General features: G+C 54.3%; 17 protein-coding genes. 6 read left to right on the forward strand and 11 right to left on the reverse strand.

Annotated elements, in window-relative coordinates; all coding sequences use genetic code 11:
* Positions 1-63: 63 nt before the first annotated feature.
* Positions 64-1,824 (reverse strand): AAA family ATPase, encoded by a 1,761-nt coding sequence (locus ACQG11_RS18025; protein ID WP_423398051.1) that lies wholly within the window; start codon positions 1,822-1,824, stop codon positions 64-66.
* A gap of 186 nt (positions 1,825-2,010) precedes the next feature.
* Between ACQG11_RS18025 and matP the strand changes: the two genes are divergently transcribed.
* Positions 2,011-2,463, forward strand: a complete 453-nt coding sequence (gene matP, locus ACQG11_RS18030) for a macrodomain Ter protein MatP (RefSeq protein ID WP_006809347.1) — start codon at positions 2,011-2,013, stop codon at positions 2,461-2,463.
* Positions 2,464-2,528: 65 nt separating this feature from the next.
* Here the strand turns inward: matP and ompA are convergent, their stop codons facing one another.
* Together ompA and sulA are read right to left on the reverse strand one after the other, a co-directional pair.
* Positions 2,529-3,581 (reverse strand): porin OmpA, encoded by a 1,053-nt coding sequence (gene ompA / locus ACQG11_RS18035; RefSeq protein ID WP_017694761.1) that lies wholly within the window; start codon positions 3,579-3,581, stop codon positions 2,529-2,531.
* Positions 3,582-3,937: 356 nt separating this feature from the next.
* Positions 3,938-4,447, reverse strand: a complete 510-nt coding sequence (sulA, locus tag ACQG11_RS18040; RefSeq protein ID WP_032610196.1) for an SOS-induced cell division inhibitor SulA — start codon at positions 4,445-4,447, stop codon at positions 3,938-3,940.
* A 217-nt stretch (positions 4,448-4,664) separates the two neighbouring features.
* Here sulA and ACQG11_RS18045 point away from each other — a divergent pair, with 217 nt between their 5' ends.
* A complete protein-coding gene (locus ACQG11_RS18045) occupies positions 4,665-5,291 on the forward strand; it encodes a TfoX/Sxy family DNA transformation protein (RefSeq protein ID WP_023299743.1) in 627 nt (208 codons plus the stop codon).
* Here ACQG11_RS18045 and yccS read toward each other — a convergent pair.
* Positions 5,248-7,410, reverse strand: coding sequence for a YccS family putative transporter (gene yccS / locus ACQG11_RS18050; protein WP_022647659.1), 2,163 nt, complete (start codon positions 7,408-7,410; stop codon positions 5,248-5,250). The genes ACQG11_RS18045 and yccS overlap by 44 nt on opposite strands.
* Before the next feature lie 18 nt (positions 7,411-7,428).
* Positions 7,429-7,875: a YccF domain-containing protein gene (locus ACQG11_RS18055; protein ID WP_022647660.1), complete on the reverse strand. Its 447-nt coding sequence runs from the start codon at positions 7,873-7,875 to the stop codon at positions 7,429-7,431.
* A 122-nt stretch (positions 7,876-7,997) separates the two neighbouring features.
* Here ACQG11_RS18055 and helD point away from each other — a divergent pair, with 122 nt between their 5' ends.
* Positions 7,998-10,052 (forward strand): DNA helicase IV, encoded by a 2,055-nt coding sequence (helD, locus tag ACQG11_RS18060; protein ID WP_417930312.1) that lies wholly within the window; start codon positions 7,998-8,000, stop codon positions 10,050-10,052.
* 53 nt (positions 10,053-10,105) lie between these two features.
* Here helD and mgsA read toward each other — a convergent pair whose 3' ends face one another.
* On the reverse strand, positions 10,106-10,564 hold the full coding sequence (mgsA, locus tag ACQG11_RS18065) for a methylglyoxal synthase (RefSeq protein ID WP_003858146.1): 459 nt from the start codon (positions 10,562-10,564) through the stop codon (positions 10,106-10,108).
* Positions 10,565-10,644: 80 nt separating this feature from the next.
* On the reverse strand, positions 10,645-11,307 hold the full coding sequence (csgI, locus tag ACQG11_RS18070; protein ID WP_023305822.1) for a curli synthesis inhibitor: 663 nt from the start codon (positions 11,305-11,307) through the stop codon (positions 10,645-10,647).
* Between the two features lie 171 nt (positions 11,308-11,478).
* On the opposite strand from csgI, the gene ACQG11_RS18075 reads away from it, so the two are divergent.
* Positions 11,479-11,892, forward strand: coding sequence for a CoA-binding protein (locus ACQG11_RS18075; protein ID WP_154848766.1), 414 nt, complete (start codon positions 11,479-11,481; stop codon positions 11,890-11,892).
* A 32-nt stretch (positions 11,893-11,924) separates the two neighbouring features.
* Here the strand turns inward: ACQG11_RS18075 and hspQ are convergent, their stop codons facing one another.
* Complete coding sequence (gene hspQ / locus ACQG11_RS18080; protein ID WP_003858136.1) at positions 11,925-12,242, reverse strand: heat shock protein HspQ; 318 nt, start codon at positions 12,240-12,242, stop codon at positions 11,925-11,927.
* 60 nt (positions 12,243-12,302) lie between these two features.
* Entirely contained in the window at positions 12,303-13,493 is a 1,191-nt protein-coding gene (rlmI, locus tag ACQG11_RS18085; RefSeq protein WP_023299749.1) for a 23S rRNA (cytosine(1962)-C(5))-methyltransferase RlmI, read from the reverse strand.
* A 93-nt stretch (positions 13,494-13,586) separates the two neighbouring features.
* On the opposite strand from rlmI, the gene yccX reads away from it, so the two are divergent.
* Positions 13,587-13,868 (forward strand): acylphosphatase, encoded by a 282-nt coding sequence (yccX, locus tag ACQG11_RS18090; RefSeq protein WP_003858131.1) that lies wholly within the window; start codon positions 13,587-13,589, stop codon positions 13,866-13,868.
* On the opposite strand, the gene tusE is transcribed toward yccX, so the two are convergent.
* Both tusE and yccA read right to left on the reverse strand, forming a co-directional pair.
* The gene (gene tusE / locus ACQG11_RS18095) at positions 13,865-14,194 is read right to left on the reverse strand and encodes a sulfurtransferase TusE (protein ID WP_003858129.1); all 330 of its coding nucleotides are present in this window, start codon (positions 14,192-14,194) and stop codon (positions 13,865-13,867) included. The genes yccX and tusE overlap by 4 nt on opposite strands.
* A gap of 88 nt (positions 14,195-14,282) precedes the next feature.
* Positions 14,283-14,942 carry an FtsH protease modulator YccA gene (gene yccA, locus ACQG11_RS18100; protein ID WP_003858127.1) on the reverse strand — a complete coding sequence of 220 codons (660 nt, stop codon included), beginning with the start codon at positions 14,940-14,942 and terminating at the stop codon, positions 14,283-14,285.
* Between the two features lie 270 nt (positions 14,943-15,212).
* On the opposite strand from yccA, the gene ACQG11_RS18105 reads away from it, so the two are divergent.
* The gene (locus ACQG11_RS18105) at positions 15,213-16,841 is read left to right on the forward strand and encodes an ABC transporter substrate-binding protein (RefSeq protein ID WP_038415792.1); all 1,629 of its coding nucleotides are present in this window, start codon (positions 15,213-15,215) and stop codon (positions 16,839-16,841) included.
* The last annotated feature ends 14 nt before the right edge of the window (positions 16,842-16,855 follow it).

Genomic DNA, 16,855 nt, shown 5'->3' on the forward strand with positions numbered 1-16,855 from the left:
CAGTAAGCCTTATTTTAGTGAAGGACGCAGGATAGCTAACACGTGTACGCTGAACAAGTCCGATCAGTTCGCACTAAACCAACTTAACCAGCGTAACGGCCACGGATAACGATGACGAGCATCCTGCTGTGTCGCCTGAGCTATACGTTCCTGAATGGTCTGCATCAGGGTTGTCTGGCCTTCGCCGTCCCAGACCAGGTTTGTCAGTAAGGGTAGTGCATCCTCAACCCCTTCGATGGCCCAGACGGTGAATTGTTCCTGCTCTACCGCATCCAGAATCGCCTGGCTCAGGCTCAAATGGCGAGCGTTAGGTGCCGGAATTATCACGCCCTGTTTGCCGTTTAAACCGCGCTGCTGGCAGATTGCGAAGAAGCCTTCGATTTTCTCATTCAGTCCGCCCACCGGTTGGGCACGGCCAAACTGATCCACGGACCCGGTAATCGCAATATTCTGGTTAATCGGCACGTCTGCAAGCGCGCTGATCACGGCGCACAGCTCTGCCATTGAGGCGCTGTCGCCGTCGACTTCACTGTAGGACTGCTCAAAGGTCAGCGAGGCAGAGAAGGGGATCTGCTGCTCGAGCTGAAGTTCAGACATCAGGAATGCCTGCATGATCATCATGCCTTTGGCATGAATGTTTCCGCCCAGTTCGGCCTTGCGTTCGATATCGGTAAATTCGCCGTCACCAATGTGTACGACACAGCTGATACGGGAAGGCTCACCAAAGGCGCGTGGGTGCCCGGGGAACTCGATGACGGACAAGGCATTGATTTGCCCGATACGTTCGCCTTCGGTCTCCACCAGAATCTGTTCAAGCAGAATTTCATCCTGCATACGGTCAGCAAGATAGCCTTCGCGCCATTCACGCTGGGCCAGCATCTGGCACAGTTGCTCACCGTTGAACGTACCGTTGCCGCTGATAACGCCCACTTCACGCAGCTGTTTGCCGATCCAGAGCGGACAGAGCGGCAGGGTTTCCTGATCGCCGGTGTAGCGTACGGCCTCGCGGATTAAGCCCGGCCACGCATCCTCGGCAGGTGAGGGCAGCGCGAAACGTTCCGCCACGGCCATAACCCACTGACACCACTGCGCCATGTCATCGGCATCTGCAATCTGAATATTGTCTTCAAATTCGCTGTAAACCGCCTGCTCCGCGAGTTCTGGCTCCATTTCCTGGAAGTCAGCCAGTGATTCACGGTCACCCGTCAGCACGACGGTCAGCGACAGCGGCATAGACGGAATGGAAACAGGCAGAGGACGTGAATCGTCGAAGCCTACCCAGTCTAAACGTTGCTGCGTCACCACCGTTTTCAGGCGCATCCACAGCAGCGGCTGCGCAAGCAGTGTGCGAAGGGAGATGAGCAATACGCCGCCATTAGCGCGGTGTACCAGCCCGGGTTGCAGTGAAACATCGCCATTGAACTGACGAAGGCAGCCGAACAACTGTTCTGCTTCCACCCAGTTGGCGGTGATCACCTCGCCTTTTGCAGCGAACAGTCCATCTGCCTGCGTGGCAGGTTCGAATGTCACGTCGCGTCCGGCAATATGATACTGACCACCAAAAACGGCATTCGTTTTTGGCTGCAACTGGCGCATGGCATCACCGAGAAGCGTCAGATACTCGGCTTCTTCCGGGGCTTTGAGCAGCATGAAAGGAGATGTAGCCCATGGGGATGACATCTGCTCCAGCGCGTAATGCAAACGCGGTTGTGTCTCGCTAAGTATGAATTTGTGTTCTTTTGTGAGGTCTGGCTGTGCAAACAGCTCCTGATAGCTCTCGGTATCCGGAACCAGGTCACGCCATGCAAGTTTCGTAATGGTCAAAGTTGATGTTTTTTAGTCAGAAGTAAAACCGTGGAGTATACCGTAAGCGGCGCACTCTGCCCAATCAGGATTCGGGTTTTCGTCATGCGGATCGCCTGCGACGTTTCACAGGATATGATTTCTTTTCAGCAGATTGCCAAAAAACTGATATTCTGAACAGAGTTACACGGTAACACTGAGATCGCAATGAAATATCAACAACTGGAAAACCTCGAAAGCGGCTGGAAATGGAAGTACCTGGTCAAAAAGCACCGTGAAGGGGAGCTGATCACCTGCTACATCGAAGCCAGCGCGGCACAAGAAGCTGTGGATATGTTGCTGACCCTCGAAAACGAACCGGTACAGGTCAACGGCTGGATCGAGAAACACATTAATCCGGCCTTGTTAAACCGGATGAAGCAAACTATCCGTGCTCGTCGTAAACGGCATTTCAATGCCGAGCATCAGCACACCCGTAAGAAATCCATCGACCTGGAATTCATGGTCTGGCAGCGTCTGGCCGGGCTTGCGCAACGGCGCGGGAAAACCCTGTCGGAAACGGTGGTGCAGCTGATTGAAGATGCCGAGCACAAAGAGAAGTATGCCAGCCAGATGTCGACGTTGAAAAACGATCTACAGGCACTGTTAGGTAAAAAATAAGCTTTTTACTTTTCTTCAGATAATAAAAAACCCCGCATGGCGGGGTTTTTTTATAAGACGATAACTTATGCCGCAGGCTGAGTTACAACGTCTTTGATACCTTTAACTTCGATCTCTACGCGACGATCTGGTGCCAGGCAGTCGATCAGTGCAGCGCGTGGTTTCACGTTGTCACAGGTAGAACCGGTAACTGGGTTAGATTCGCCCATACCACGTGGGGAGATCTTGTTAGCTGGGATACCTTTAGATACCAGGTAATCAACTACAGACTGAGCACGTTTCTCAGACAGACCCTGGTTGTAAGCGTCAGAACCGATACGGTCGGTGAAGCCCAGAACCACTACAGAACCGTCTTTAGGATCCAGGTTGCTCAGCTGGGTGTACAGCTGATCCAGTGCCTGCTGACCTTCTGGTTTCAGGGTAGCTTTGTTGAAGTTGAACAGAACGTCAGACTTCAGAGTGAAGTGCTTGGTCTGTACTTCTGGCGCTGGAGCCGGAGCTGGAGCTACGACTGGCGCATCTTCCTGCTGACCGAAACGGTAAGAAACACCAACGCTCAGCATGCCGTTGTCTGGACGAACACCAACGGTAGCACCGTCACCGATGTTGTTAACCCACTGGTATTCCAGACGGGTAGCGATGTCACGGGTCATTGCCCACTCAACGCCACCAGCGAATACTGGGGAAACACCAGTGTCGTGGTCGTCACCAGCGATGCTGTTGCTGGAGTCTGCACGCCATACCATGCCGCCCAGACGGGTGTACACGTCCAGATCGTCAGTTACTGGGTAACCCAGTTTAGCGGTCAGCTGTACGCCTTGAGCTTTGAAAGCGCCATTTACGTTGTCGCCTTTGTAAGGCATACGACCTAACCAGTCGTAACCCATTTCAAAGCCAACATACGGGTTAACCTGATAGCCACCGAACGCACCTGCACCCAGCTGGCTCTCGTGAGTAGGGCCATCGTTGTTCAGGCTGCTGTTGTACCAACCGGTGTCATGGAACTGAGACCAGCCCAGTTTACCACCTGCATACCAGGTATTATCTTTCGGAGCGGCCTGCGCTACGGTAGCGAAGCCAGCCAGTGCCACTGCAATCGCGATAGCTGTCTTTTTCATTTTTTGCGCCTCGTTATCATCCAAAATTTGCCATGAATATCTCCATCGGAGGAATCACGGTTAAATCCTTCACCGGGGGGCGTGGTCAAATATAAACCTACCGATATCTTCGGCTTAGGCCGAGCACCCCTGGCGATGTAAAGTCTACAACGTAGCTGAAAACTTACAAGTGTGAAGTCCGTCAGGCATATGAAAAAAAAAGTTCCGTATACCTAATATTTAACAATTTTTGAACGAATTTTGTGCAGTAAAATTAACGAGAACCGCGTCAGACAAGCCTTGCCGCAGTTTTGGCGCGTTGAACTTTTTTTGCATACTGCGGTCGAAAAAAATTCCAGGAAAACTCTTAAAATGACTCAATGGTACACATTTGAGTGAATTTTTAGCCCGGGATGTTGTCCTCTGCGATAGGAATCTCCACGAACTGGCCGCATGATGAAACCCATCGCGTTACCTTCTTCAGCCGCTTCAGTCAGACGCAAATGTTCCTCTTGCGACAGATCCTCAGGCAACCACCCAATCACGACGCTATAGTTCCCGGTACGTAATGCCCGGACCATCGACTCGACCGTATCGCAAGGGGAGAGTTGATTAATCTGCATCACCTTCGCTAACGGCAGGCCAGCCGACTGAACCCATTCGCGACTTAATTTTTGCTGTGGCGTCAGCCAGAGCTGCCAGCGAGACTGTTGCCCGAGCTGCTGCAAAAGCGGCAGGAGTAAGAGTTGTGTCAACAGCGGCTGGTCTTCACGGTAAACCACTTCACTGATAAGCCCTGTCGATTCACGCCCGATAGAATTCTGCGCAGCATTGCCTGCGGCAGAAGTAGAAGGTGTTAAGTGATTTGCATAGCCTGAAGTGTACATATTCATTCCAGCCCTGTAGTTACTGTATGGATATACAGTAACCCCTGTATGCATAAAGATCAACCTCATTTTCGGAAAGCGACTCGCAAATTTCATCCATTCCTGGTGAACCTGAAAAAATCATCTTGCCCAACGGCAATAAGTTGCCTATTTTCCTGCTAACGGATCCGTTAGTAAGAAATATCGTGGTTACTGTATGATTTTTAATGGAATTATCATGAAAAAGATATCTTATGATCGGATTTATCAATCTCAAGAATACCTCTCTCCGCTGGGCGAAATTCATCATCGCGCCCTGTTTGGCGGTTATACCCTGGCCGTGGATGAAGCGGTGTTCGCGATGGTGTCTGACGGTGAGCTTTACCTTCGCGCCTGTGAGCAAAGTGCAAAATACTGTGTAAAAAACGCCTCTTCTTTTCTGACCCTGATGAAACGAGGACGTCCTGTGCTGCTTAATTACTACCGTGTGGATGAAGGTCTGTGGCAAAACAGGGAAAAACTGCTTCAGCTCTCCTCGTTTGCGCTCGATGCCGCCAGGAAAGAGCGCTACCAGCGCCATCAGCGTAACCGGCTTAAAGATCTGCCGAACCTGACCTTTCAGATTGAGGTCCTGCTTATGGAGGCGGGCATTACTAATGAAGAGACGCTACGACAGTTGGGGGCGAAGACGAGCTGGCTGAAAATGCGCTCTAAGAATAAAGCGCTGAGTATCCGGGTATTGTTCGCGCTTGAAGGCGCGATTGAAGGGTTACATGAAGCGGCACTCCCGGCGGATATTCGCCGGGAGCTTACGGAGTGGTTTAATGCGCTGCCTGAGTCGCAGGGCCATCATTCCGCCAGGTAGCGATCTGCTGTCGCAGCCGACAAATTTCCGGCAGCAAAGCGATAAGCAGGCCAATTTGCTGAAGGACCAGCGGAGCTTTGTTGTCGGTGCCTGGATCAAGGTGTGCGATACGTTGCACCAGTTCATCCAGTGCCTGGTGAACCCGTGGCTCATCCGCAGGTTGGTGATGAAGCGCATCATCAACGTAGCAAACGGCATCGTCCAGCAGTGCCAGGATGCCCGGATTCGTCAGTTTCTCTCGGTGGGCGCCAAGGGTAGAGATATAGCTGGTGAACGTGTGGTTCAGACACAGCAGGCGGAAGGCTATCTCCCGGATTTCTGCCGTGGCGCGCGGCTCAGTTGACATATTCGAGACAACGGAAGCCAGCTCTGCGTCAGTGTTATGCGCATCGCGACGGGCAATCCGATAGGCCAGACGGTTATCGCGACCCTGATGGTATTGCTCAAGTATGGCGTCCAGATAGCGGCAGTTGGCGTTCATTGCTCTGTCGGACACGCGCGGTAAATTTCGGAAACGCCAGTCCGGCCAGATAAAGCTCACCGCCGCCCAGGCGATGGCGCAGCCGATAAGCGTGTCGATCACACGGGGGAGGGCCACTTCAAAGCCTTCACCCAGCAGATTGAAGCAGAGCAGAACCAGCAGCGTGATGAACATCGTGGCGTGGGCATACTGCACATTGCGGAAGGCGAAGAACAGTACCCCGGTAATCACAATCAGGATCAGTTGCCCTTCTACTGAAGGCACAAAATAGAGCACCGGCAGTCCGATGGCGACCCCGACTAATGTCCCGACAATACGCAGCGCGAGCCGATGGCGGGTAGCGTTATAGTTCGGCTGGCAGACAAACAGGCTGGTCAGCAGGATCCAGTAGCCGTGGTGCAATCCTGTTATCTGGATAAACGCGTAGCCGACGCACAGTACCAACGACATCCTTACCGCATGGCGAAAGAGGGCGGATTCCGGCGTAAAATGACGGCTCAGGCGCAGCCATATATCGCTGAAACCGTTGAGACTGTCGTCGGCAAGCTGGTTGTCAGCGTCATTGCCCGGCATCGCCATCGCCTGTTCAGACTCAATGGTGGCGAGCTGAGCATCGATGGCTCTCAGGTTGTTGAGCAGGAATCCCAGGGCTTTGAACTGTTCCGGCGAAGTTCCACTGGCCTGAACGCGATCGAGCGCCGCATCCAGGTGGCTGAATGCGCGTTCAAAGCGAGGATCGTGCTGATAGGGCGTGCGCAGCAGTATTGAGCGCGCAAGTTGCTGGCAGGCCTGAGACTGCATCGACAGCAGACGCTGGAAACGGAACATCACGTCGCTGTAGCGAAATTTCTCGCGCAGGTCAGCGTATTGCACATGCGAGGAGCTGGCGCGCTCGTGAATATCCTGGGCAACAAAGTAGTAGTGCAGGGTGCGCCGGGTACCGCGCTGACCGCGATCGCCGCGCAGACGGGTGAGCAGAGACGCTTTGGTCTGATTCAGCGTGGCGACCAGTTGGCCATTTGCCAGCGCCAGATCGTACAAGGGCGCCTGGCTGTCCTCTTCGATATCCGGATCAAACAGCCGGGATTTCAGCTCCAGATAGTGGGCCAGCTGTTCGTAACTGCGGGCAATGTTGTCCTGTAAGGCACGAACCGGAAAAATAAGATGCCCGGTTAAGGTCAGCAGGTTATACCAGATAGCGCCCAATAGCAGCAGGACCGGTTGCTGATACCACTGATCGTAAAGAGAGACGCCCAGCATGGTGTAAATGGCAATCAGCAGGGCGCCAAACGCGATAGTGGCGTAGCGTTGCCCGAGGCCGCCGAGCAAAATGAAGCCGCTGGTGGACACCGTCAGCCCTAAGGCAAACAGCCAGGGCCACGGGAAAAGCAGCTCAACGGAGGCGGAAGCAATAAAGAAGCAGACCAGCGTGATGACCAGATTACGCAAACGACCGGCCAGGCGGTCGTCGAGATCTGCCAGCGCGCCGGCCACCACCCCAAGCGTGAGGGGGATGGTGAGCTTCACATCATTCAGCCACCACGGCAGAGCGACGGTGCCGCAGAGGGCGATAAATATCCTGACGTTATACAGCCAGTTACTGTTCCATGTATAACGACGAAGCAGGGGGCTTAGCATGAGAGCGGCCAGTCCTTATTACTGAAAACGACGACGGGCATTGGCTTCACGCGCGGCTTGCGCCACTTCGACCGGAACCACTCGGCGTCCTACCGGCCACAGGGCGATGGTGGCAATTTTGAAATTAGCGAGGCCAACCGGAATGCCAATAATCGTAATGCACTGGGCGATACCGGCGAAGATATGCATCAGACACAGCCACCAGCCAAAGAAGATTAGCCATAAAATATTCAGCAGCGTGCCGCCGGTATTCATCAGGGCATTTTTTCTTTCCGGCTCCAGTTCATCCACGTGCACGGCTTCATTTCCATAAGGAACGAGGGACAGTTTGGTGATTTCCCAGCAGGAGCGCGTCAGCGGAAGGGTGAAGATAAGCACGATGCTCACCAGGGTGGCAAAAAGCCAGGAAAGGGTGGTGGCAAAACCGCCAAGGACAAAATTCAACACATTCAGAACGGTACGCATAAACCCTCATTTCCTTCGATATGATTAACGCCCGGTGATTGTAACGTTTTTTTGGGCTGGAGCACCTTAAAACTGGCAGTTAAACTGTCTGACAAATTATGACCTCGTGGATCCGGCAGGATATGGAACTGAAAGCAACTTCAATGGGCAAACGCCTGGCGCAGCACCCTTACGACAAGGTTGTGCTTCTTAATGCGGGAGTGAAAGTCTCCGGTGAACGCCACGAATACCTTATTCCGTTTAATCAGCTACTGGCCATTCACTGTAAACGAGGGCTGGTATGGGGGGAGCTGGAGTTCGTTCTGCCGGCAGAGAAAGTGGTGCGACTCCACGGGACCGAGTGGGCGGAAACCCAACGCTTCCACCATCATCTGAACATGCGCTGGCACCAGTGGAGCCAGGAGATGAGCGTGATTGCCGCACAGGTGCTGCATCAGGTGCTGGACGATATCGCGCTAAGCAATACGCAGCAGAAGTGGCTGACGCGCCAGCAAACCGCCGGGCTTCAGCAAAAAATCACCCAGGCGCTGACGGCATTGCCTTTACCGGTGGCGCGGCTTGAGGAATTTGATAACTGTCGCGATGCGTGGCGGAAGTGTCAGGCCTGGCTTAGCGATATCGAGAAAAGCCGTCTGGCGCATAACCAGGCCTGGACTGAGGCGATGCTTACGCAATATGCCGATTTCTTCAGTACGGTGGAATCATCGCCTCTCAATCCTGCCCAGGCGCGCGCAGTGGTGAATGGCGAGCACTCTTTACTGGTGCTGGCAGGCGCAGGGAGCGGCAAAACGTCGGTGCTGGTGGCGCGCGCGGGCTGGCTTCTGACAACGGGCGAGGCAGTTGCCGACCAGATTTTGCTGCTGGCTTTTGGTCGCAAGGCGGCGCAGGAGATGGATGAGCGCATTCAGGCGCGTTTGCATACTCAGGATATCTCGGCGCGCACGTTCCACTCCCTCGCTTTACACATTATTCAACAGGGCAGCAAAAAAGTCCCTGTTGTCAGCAAGCTGGAGAATGATGCTCAGGCTCGCCAGGCGCTGTTTATCAAGGCATGGCGTCAGCAGTGCAGTGAAAAAAAGGCGCAGGCGAAAGGTTGGCGTCAGTGGCTTGAAGAGGAACTCAACTGGGAGGTGCCGGAGGGCAGTTTCTGGCAGGATGAAAAGCTGGCGCGCCGGCTGGGCTCTCGTCTCGACCGGTGGGTAAGCCTGATGCGCATGCACGGCGGCTCTCAGGCGGAGATGATAGAAAGCGCACCGGAGTCGATCCGCGCCGTGTTTTCTAAGCGGGTTAAACTGATGGCGCCGATGCTGAAAGCGTGGAAAACCGCGCTGAAAGACGAAAACGCGGTCGATTTTTCCGGGCTAATCCATCAGGCCATTATCATTCTGGAGAAAGGGCGCTTCGTCAGCCCGTGGAAACACATTCTGGTGGATGAGTTTCAGGATATTTCGCCGCAGCGCGCTGCGCTGCTTTCGGCGCTGCGGGCGCAGAATAAACACACGTCGCTGTTTGCTGTGGGCGATGACTGGCAGGCTATCTACCGCTTCAGCGGGGCGCAACTTTCCCTCACGACGGCCTTCCATCACTATTTTGGGGAAGGCGATCGCAGCGATCTGGACACCACCTACCGCTTCAACTCGCGGATTGGTGAAATTGCCAACCGTTTTATTCAGCAGAACCCGCATCAGCTGTTGAAGCCGCTTAACAGCCTGACGTCGGGGGATAAAAAGGCCGTCACGCTGCTGGCGGACGATCAGCTGGAACCGCTGCTGGATAAACTGAGCGGCTATGCGAAACCGGATGAACGGATTCTGGTCCTGGCGCGTTATCACCACCTCAAGCCGACGGCGCTGGAAAAAGCGGCAACGCGCTGGCCAAAACTACAGCTCGATTTTATGACCATTCACGCCAGTAAAGGGCAGCAGGCCGACTACGTAATTGTGGTGGGGCTGAAAGAGGGGAGCGACGGTTTCCCGGCACCGGCGCGGGAATCCGTGATGGAAGAGGCGTTATTGCCTGTTCCGGAAGATTTCCCGGATGCAGAGGAGCGGCGCTTACTGTACGTGGCGATAACCCGCGCGCGCCATCGCGTGTGGCTCTTGTTCAACAAAGAGGAGCCGTCGGTGTTTGTCGATATTTTGAAAAGTATTGACGTGCCGGTGGCGAGAAAGCCGTAACGCGCCGGGCAAATTCTGTAGGCCCGGTAAGCGCTGCGCCACCGGGCAAAAAACTACTTCAGTCTCTCCGCAAGATAACGCTGATAATCCGGGATCAAAATCTCCACCGGATCGTTAAACTGCGGCGATTCAATGATGAAATCTGCCGTTGAAAGATTGGTGGCTACCGGAATGTTCCATACCGTCGCCAGACGCAGCAGCGCTTTAACGTCCGGATCATGCGGAACCGCGTTCAGCGGATCCCAAAAGAATATCAGAACGTCAATTTTACCTTCCGAAATCTGAGCGCCGACCTGCTGGTCACCCCCCATCGGGCCGCTCAGCATGGCATTCACTTCCAGACCGGTTTCGCGGTGGATCAGGTTGCCGGTTGTTCCCGTGGCAGAAAGGGCATGATGCTGTAAAAGAGGCTGATGGCGACGAACCCAGTTAAGCAGCATTTGTTTACAGTGATCGTGCGCAACCAGAGCAATGTGCTTGCGCGCCGGAAGTGTGCGTGTTGTCAGTTCCATAATCTTATCCGTGAGGTTACCTCGCTACACGATGACGGGAACTGACTGATGCTGCAAGAGAAAGGACGAAAAAATGTGGCTTACGACGAAGGTTGTCGTTTCGCCCATTGCAGAAAACGGGCGCGCGTGTCCGGATCGGCATTCTGGAACCAGAATTTGAGGCGTTGCTCAGTAAGGGTCTGCGACTGAGGAGGGAGTACATCCAGCTCCGATACGCCCGAAAGCAGGGTACTGTCATCCGCCATCATGGTGGCGAACTGGGGCAGGGAGGCGCGCCTGCTGGCTCTGTTATAGATCTCCGTGTCCGCTTCGTAATCTGTTCCTTTTGGCCTTTTTGTCAGCGCCAGGATATCCAGCTTTACCGGGATGGGCATAGAATCCCCGTCCACCAGCTCAATGCGCGGTGAGGCATCAAATGCCAGTGACTCTTTTTCTGTTTCAAGGTGCGGGAGACGAAAATTGACCTGGCTGATGCGTTGGGTATTAAAGCTGACCACCAGCGGAGGCGAAATGTACACCTGCTGTTCGTTGTCGGCGAGGCGAATCGTCTTTTCAACCCGAAAAACCACCTGATGCGGGCCATTATCCAGCTCGATGCTGTCTGCGCCCCGCAGCAGGGAGCTGGAGACTTTTTTCCCGTCCAGCACCAGCAGGTCAATGTCGGTTGAGAGTCTGAGGGTGGTTGCGAAAACACAAACCGGCATGATTAACGCAACCACAGCCCAGGCAATGCCGGTTTTCATAGCAGACTCCTGTAGACAAACTACCTGGTAAGAATGTATCAAAATTTTTCGATAAACACGTTTACTAACATATAGACATATTTTGCCGTTTTGCCCTCATACTTCTGTATGGGATGCGTGGTTGAGATGTCTGCTTTGACGTACACTTTGAAAAAAACCAGGAGGAACAGCATGAAAGAGAACGACATTGTCGAGATTCTGACGTCCACGCGCACTATCGCGCTGGTCGGCGCGAGCGATAAACCGGATCGCCCAAGCTACCGGGTCATGAAATACCTTCTGGACCAGGGATATAACGTGATCCCGGTCTCGCCGAAGGTGGCGGGGAAAACGCTGCTGGGTCAGCAGGGCTATGCGACGCTCGCGGACGTGCCGGAAAAGGTGGATATGGTGGACGTTTTCCGTAATTCAGAGGCGGCCTGGGGCGTGGCGCAGGAGGCGATTGCCATCGGCGCGAAAACGCTGTGGATGCAGCTGGGCGTGATTAATGAGCAGGCGGCCGTGCTGGCACGCGATGCCGGGCTGAAGGTGGTGATGGATCGCTGTCCGGCAATCGACATCCCCCGTCTGGGGCTGGCAAAATAAAAAAAGCCCGCTTGACGGGCTTTTTTACACCTTTAGTTACGCAGTCTTGGCGCCTGTAACTGTTTGCGGATGGTCTGAGCAAGCTCGTCCATAGTGGGTTGTTCCGGATGCTCATCCTGTAGTTCACCACTCAGCTGCGCTTCGGCAAGATAGGTATGGACAGGCTGACCATCGTCGCCCTCCATAACCACATGATACCAGGGCGCGGCGCGAAGCTCTGCGTCAACGGCCAGATCGTCTGCTGACGGTTCATCAAGGGAATACTCCGGGTCGATATCCACGACCACACCCAAATATCCAAGCAAGGTGTGGCGGACCTGCTGGCCGATACCGAATTTGCTGGCAATCATAGTCACCTCCCGGGAAACATTACATACACACTATGTGCGGGCAATATTTCTCTTTTCAAGTTACATGACGCGACAGGCAAACCCTTTCAGATACAGCCCTTCCGGGTAGGTAGCGATCACCGGGTGATCGGCGGCCTGACGGAACTGCTCTATAAATTGTACATCACGACCCGCATCTATTGCGGCATCGGCGATGATTTTTTGGAATAAATCTGTCGTCATCAGGCCAGAGCAGGAGAACGTCAGCAGAACGCCACCCGGGTTCAGCAGCTGGATCGCCAGCATGTTGATGTCTTTATAGCCACGGCAGGCGCCCATCAGCTGGCTTTTATTTTCTACAAACTTCGGCGGGTCCATCACGATAACGTCAAATTTCTCGCCCTGGTCGCGGTATTTACGCAGCAGTTTGAACACGTCGTCGCGCACAAACTCCGCTTTGCTCAGATCCAGCTTGTTCAGCTCAACGTTCTGTTTCGCCACATCCAGCGCTTCCTGTGAGGTGTCGACGCTCACAACCTGGGCACAGCCGCCCATCAGGGCAGAGACCGCAAAGCCGCCGGTATAGGAGAAGCAGTTCAGCACGCGCTTATCGGCAACGTACTGGCGCGTTGCCAGACGGCTGTCACGCTGGTCGAGATAATAACCGGTCTTATGGCCGCCCTGGATGTCCACCAGCAGCTTCATGCCGTGCTCCTCGATAGGCAGCAGGGCAGGCGGCAGTTCGCCGGTGACCGGGCCCTGCGTCAGCTCCATGCCCTCTTTTTTACGTACCGCCACGTCGCTGCGGTCGTAAATGGCACATTCCGGGAACAGGGTTTGCAGGGCGCTAATTAGCGCGGCACGCTGGTATTCCGCCCCGGCGCTCAGCAGCTGCAACACCAGGAAATTGCCGAAGCGGTCAATGGTCACGCCCGGCAGCCCGTCGGATTCACCGGCAATCAGACGATAGCTGTCCAGCCCGTCACGCTTTGCCAGCCACTCGCGCCACTGCTGCGCCTGTTGCAGACGACGGACAAAGAAGTCGATATCGATGGCTTCTTCTTTATCGAACGTCCAGACGCGCGCGCGGATCTGAGATGCAGGCGAGTATGCGCCGCGTGCTAACCATTTCCCCTGATGGTCAACAATATCGATGGTTTCACCGAGGCTGGCTTTACCTTCCATGCGGGCAACCGCGCCGGAAAAGACCCAGGGATGGCGGCGCAGTAATGACTTCTCGCGCCCTTTGGCTAACACTAAACGTACACTCATAATTTGCTATTCTGTCGATTCCAATGAAATGGCCGCCATTTTCCCGACTTCAGCGAGGAAATGCAACGCGCCAGTCGGATAAGGAGAAGGATGATGTCAAATGTATGCACCATTGCCTGGGTCCATGGCCTTGTACAGGGCGTCGGATTCCGCTACAGCACCCAGCGCGAAGCCCTTCAGCTCGGACTGACGGGGTATGCGCGTAACATGGATGATGGCAGCGTGGAGGTTGTGGCCTGCGGTGAGGCGGATCGGGTAGAGAAGCTGGTGGCGTGGCTGAAAGCGGGCGGACCGCGCAGCGCGCGGGTTGATAAGGTGCTAACGGAACCGCATCAACCCGGCCGGGAATACGCTGACTTCAGTATTCGCTATTAAATGCATTTTACCGGCTTTGGCAGGCCGGCAATTTTTGTCGCCTGTTTAGCCGGGCCTTTCGGAAACAGGCGATACAGATAACGGCTGTTGCCTTTCTCTTCGCCAAATTTATTCGCCATGGCTTTGACCAGCATGCGGATAGCCGGAGAGGTGTTGAATTCGAGGTAGAATTCGCGCACAAAGCGCACCACTTCCCAGTGTTCCGGGGAGAGGGTAATTCCTTCGTTTTCCGCAATTTTCTCCGCCAGCGCTTCGCTCCACTGGCTGCTCTCTTTCAGATAACCGTCGTTATCGGTTTCGATCTCTTTGCCTTCAAAACTCAACATATTCATTCACGCGTTAGTCAAAAACCGCCTCAGTCTACCAAAAAAACAAAGCCCCGCATAAGCGGGGCTTTGTTCACAGCACGGTGAGTTAATCGCGGCTGGCGAAGCCCAGGATACTCAGCAGGCTGACAAAAATATTGTACAGCGACACATACAGGCTCACGGTGGCGCGGATATAGTTCGTCTCACCGCCGTGAATGATGTTGCTGGTTTCATACAGGATTGCGCCGGATGAAATCAGGATAAACACCGCGCTGATTGCCAGATGCAGAGCAGGCAATTGCAGGAAGATGTTCGCCAGCATACCGACCAGCACAATCACGATACCCGCCATCAGCATACCGCCGAGGAAGGACATGTCCTTACGGGTGGTCAGCACGTAGGCCGAGCAGCAGAAGAACACCAGCGCGGTACCGCCCAGCGCCATACCAATCACGTCGCCCATTCCGGCAGACAGATAGGCGTTCAGGATTGGCCCCAGGATGTAGCCCAGGAAGCCGGTGAAGGCGAAAGCGGAGAGAATACCCACCGGTTTATCCGCGGTTTTATAGGTCAGGAACATCAGACCATACATACCCACCAGCGTCAGGATCAGGCCCGGAGAAGGCAGCATCAGTACGGTGCTGGCCGTCGCGGTGATCGCCGAAAACGCCAGCGTCAGGCTGAGCATGAAATAGGTATTGCGCAGCACCTTATGGGTGCTGAGTAGCGATGTGCGGTCGCGTGAAGAAGTAATTATACGATCCATGAGTCACTCTCTTATGACAGATGTAATTAGCGCAAAGAATAGGAAACGGCGCGGCAGACGCAAAGTGGTTTTACCCATCTTTACTCAGCCCCTTAGGGATTATGCTGGTTTTTTATTCTGGTAAAGCCTTTGTACTCAGAATGAAGTGCGGTATGCAAGGCGTATTCAGATCAACCTCTTATAGGTCACTGAAAAATATTGCGTTATTTCCCTAAGGCCGCTAAGAGTTATTTCCGGATCGTCATAAAAACAGACAATAAGGCGAAGGAAATGAAACCACAAACACGCATGCACTTTACGCTCTCTTTGTTAACCGCAGGGGTCCTGTGCGCCAGCACGGCAACCTGGGCGGCTAACGTGCCGGCAGGAACCCAGCTGGCAGATAAGCAGGAACTGGTCAGGAACAACGGCAGTGAACCCGCCTCGCTCGACCCGCATAAAGTCGAAAGCGATGTCGAATTCAATATTATCAGCGATTTATTCGACGGGCTGGTCAGCGTCTCTCCGGCAGGTGAAATCCAGCCGCGCCTGGCGGAGAAATGGGAAAATAAAGATAACACCGTCTGGACTTTCCATCTGCGCCCGGGCATAACCTGGAGCGATGGCACCCCCATCACCGCGGAAGATATTGTCTGGAGCTGGCAGCGACTGGTCGACCCGAAAACCGTCTCTCCGTATGCCAGCTATCCCGGCAGTATGCGTATCGTCAACGGCACTGATATCGCAGAAGGCAAAAAAGCACCCGAGTCGCTGGGCGTGAAAGCCATCAATGACACCACGCTGGAAGTGACGCTCACCCAGCCAAATGCTGCTTTCCTGGCGATGCTGGCTCACCCGTCTCTGGTGCCGATAGATAAAGTCCTGGTAGGTCGTTTCGGTGATAAGTGGACCAAACCGGAGCACTTCGTCAGCAGCGGGGCCTATAAACTGTCACAGTGGGTGGTGAACGAACGCATTGTGGCGGTGCGAAACCCGAAATACTGGGATAACGAACATACCGTCATCAACAAGGTGACCTATCTGCCCATTTCCTCCGAAGCCGCTGACGTCAACCGCTACAAAGCGGGCGAAATCGACATCGCCTACACGGTGCCGATCAACCAGTTTGCTCAGCTGAAGAAAACGCTGGGGAACGAGCTGGACGTATCGCCGCAGCTTGCCACCTATTATTACGAATTCAACACCACCCGGCCGCCGTTCAGCGACGCCCGCGTGCGTAAGGCGCTGAATCTGGCGCTGGATAAAGATATTATCGCCGGGAAAGTTTTAGGGCAGGGGCAACGCCCGGCATGGCTCATCAGCCAGCCGGATATTGGCGGCGTCAAGTTACAGAACCCTGATTACGCCAGCTGGCCGATGGATAAACGCATTGCCGAGGCGAAAAAACTGCTGGCCGAAGCCGGATTTAACGACAGCCATCCGCTCAGCTTTAATCTCCTTTATAACACCTCGGAATCGCACCAGCGTATTGCGATTGCCGCCAGCTCGATGTGGAAGAAGAACCTCGGCGTAGAGGCGAAGCTGCAAAACCAGGAGTGGAAAACCATGCTTGATACCATGCACACCCATAACTTTGACGCGGTGCGCTACGCCTGGATTGCTGATTACGATGACGCCGCAACCTTCCTGAATAACTTCCGTACCGGTGACAGCCAAAACACCACTCAGTACAGCAATCCGGAATACGATCTGGCTCTGGTGAATGCGGCGAAGGCGAAAACGGCGGAGGAGCGCGGTAAGTTCTATCAGCAGGCAGAAGATCTGCTGGGGCGCGATGTGCCGGCGATCCCTGTCTATCACTACGTGCGCACGCACCTGGTGAAACCGTGGGTAGGGGGCTTCACGCCGGATAAGCTTGGCTACTACTACACCAAAGATATGTACATCAAAAAGCACTAACGATCCGCGGTGGA

It is taken from the genome of Enterobacter cloacae complex sp. 372C4, assembly GCF_050030615.1.
GTDB classification, from domain to species: domain Bacteria; phylum Pseudomonadota; class Gammaproteobacteria; order Enterobacterales; family Enterobacteriaceae; genus Enterobacter; species Enterobacter intestinihominis.

What these genes read in the sequence shown, in the direction of transcription:
- ACQG11_RS18055 (WP_022647660.1), bottom strand. Translation starts at nt 7,875, where the DNA reads ATGCGTACCGTTCTGAATGTGTTGAATTTTGTCCTTGGCGGTTTTGCC.
- yccX (WP_003858131.1), top strand. Translation starts at nt 13,587, where the DNA reads ATGTCAAATGTATGCACCATTGCCTGGGTCCATGGCCTTGTACAGGGC.
- mgsA (WP_003858146.1), bottom strand. Translation starts at nt 10,564, where the DNA reads ATGGAACTGACAACACGCACACTTCCGGCGCGCAAGCACATTGCTCTG.
- ACQG11_RS18075 (WP_154848766.1), top strand. Translation starts at nt 11,479, where the DNA reads ATGAAAGAGAACGACATTGTCGAGATTCTGACGTCCACGCGCACTATC.
- yccS (WP_022647659.1), bottom strand. Translation starts at nt 7,410, where the DNA reads ATGCTAAGCCCCCTGCTTCGTCGTTATACATGGAACAGTAACTGGCTG.
- helD (WP_417930312.1), top strand. Translation starts at nt 7,998, where the DNA reads ATGGAACTGAAAGCAACTTCAATGGGCAAACGCCTGGCGCAGCACCCT.
- ompA (WP_017694761.1), bottom strand. Translation starts at nt 3,581, where the DNA reads ATGAAAAAGACAGCTATCGCGATTGCAGTGGCACTGGCTGGCTTCGCT.
- sulA (WP_032610196.1), bottom strand. Translation starts at nt 4,447, where the DNA reads ATGTACACTTCAGGCTATGCAAATCACTTAACACCTTCTACTTCTGCC.
- ACQG11_RS18045 (WP_023299743.1), top strand. Translation starts at nt 4,665, where the DNA reads ATGAAAAAGATATCTTATGATCGGATTTATCAATCTCAAGAATACCTC.
- matP (WP_006809347.1), top strand. Translation starts at nt 2,011, where the DNA reads ATGAAATATCAACAACTGGAAAACCTCGAAAGCGGCTGGAAATGGAAG.
- hspQ (WP_003858136.1), bottom strand. Translation starts at nt 12,242, where the DNA reads ATGATTGCCAGCAAATTCGGTATCGGCCAGCAGGTCCGCCACACCTTG.
- tusE (WP_003858129.1), bottom strand. Translation starts at nt 14,194, where the DNA reads ATGTTGAGTTTTGAAGGCAAAGAGATCGAAACCGATAACGACGGTTAT.
- yccA (WP_003858127.1), bottom strand. Translation starts at nt 14,942, where the DNA reads ATGGATCGTATAATTACTTCTTCACGCGACCGCACATCGCTACTCAGC.
- rlmI (WP_023299749.1), bottom strand. Translation starts at nt 13,493, where the DNA reads ATGAGTGTACGTTTAGTGTTAGCCAAAGGGCGCGAGAAGTCATTACTG.
- ACQG11_RS18105 (WP_038415792.1), top strand. Translation starts at nt 15,213, where the DNA reads ATGAAACCACAAACACGCATGCACTTTACGCTCTCTTTGTTAACCGCA.
- csgI (WP_023305822.1), bottom strand. Translation starts at nt 11,307, where the DNA reads ATGAAAACCGGCATTGCCTGGGCTGTGGTTGCGTTAATCATGCCGGTT.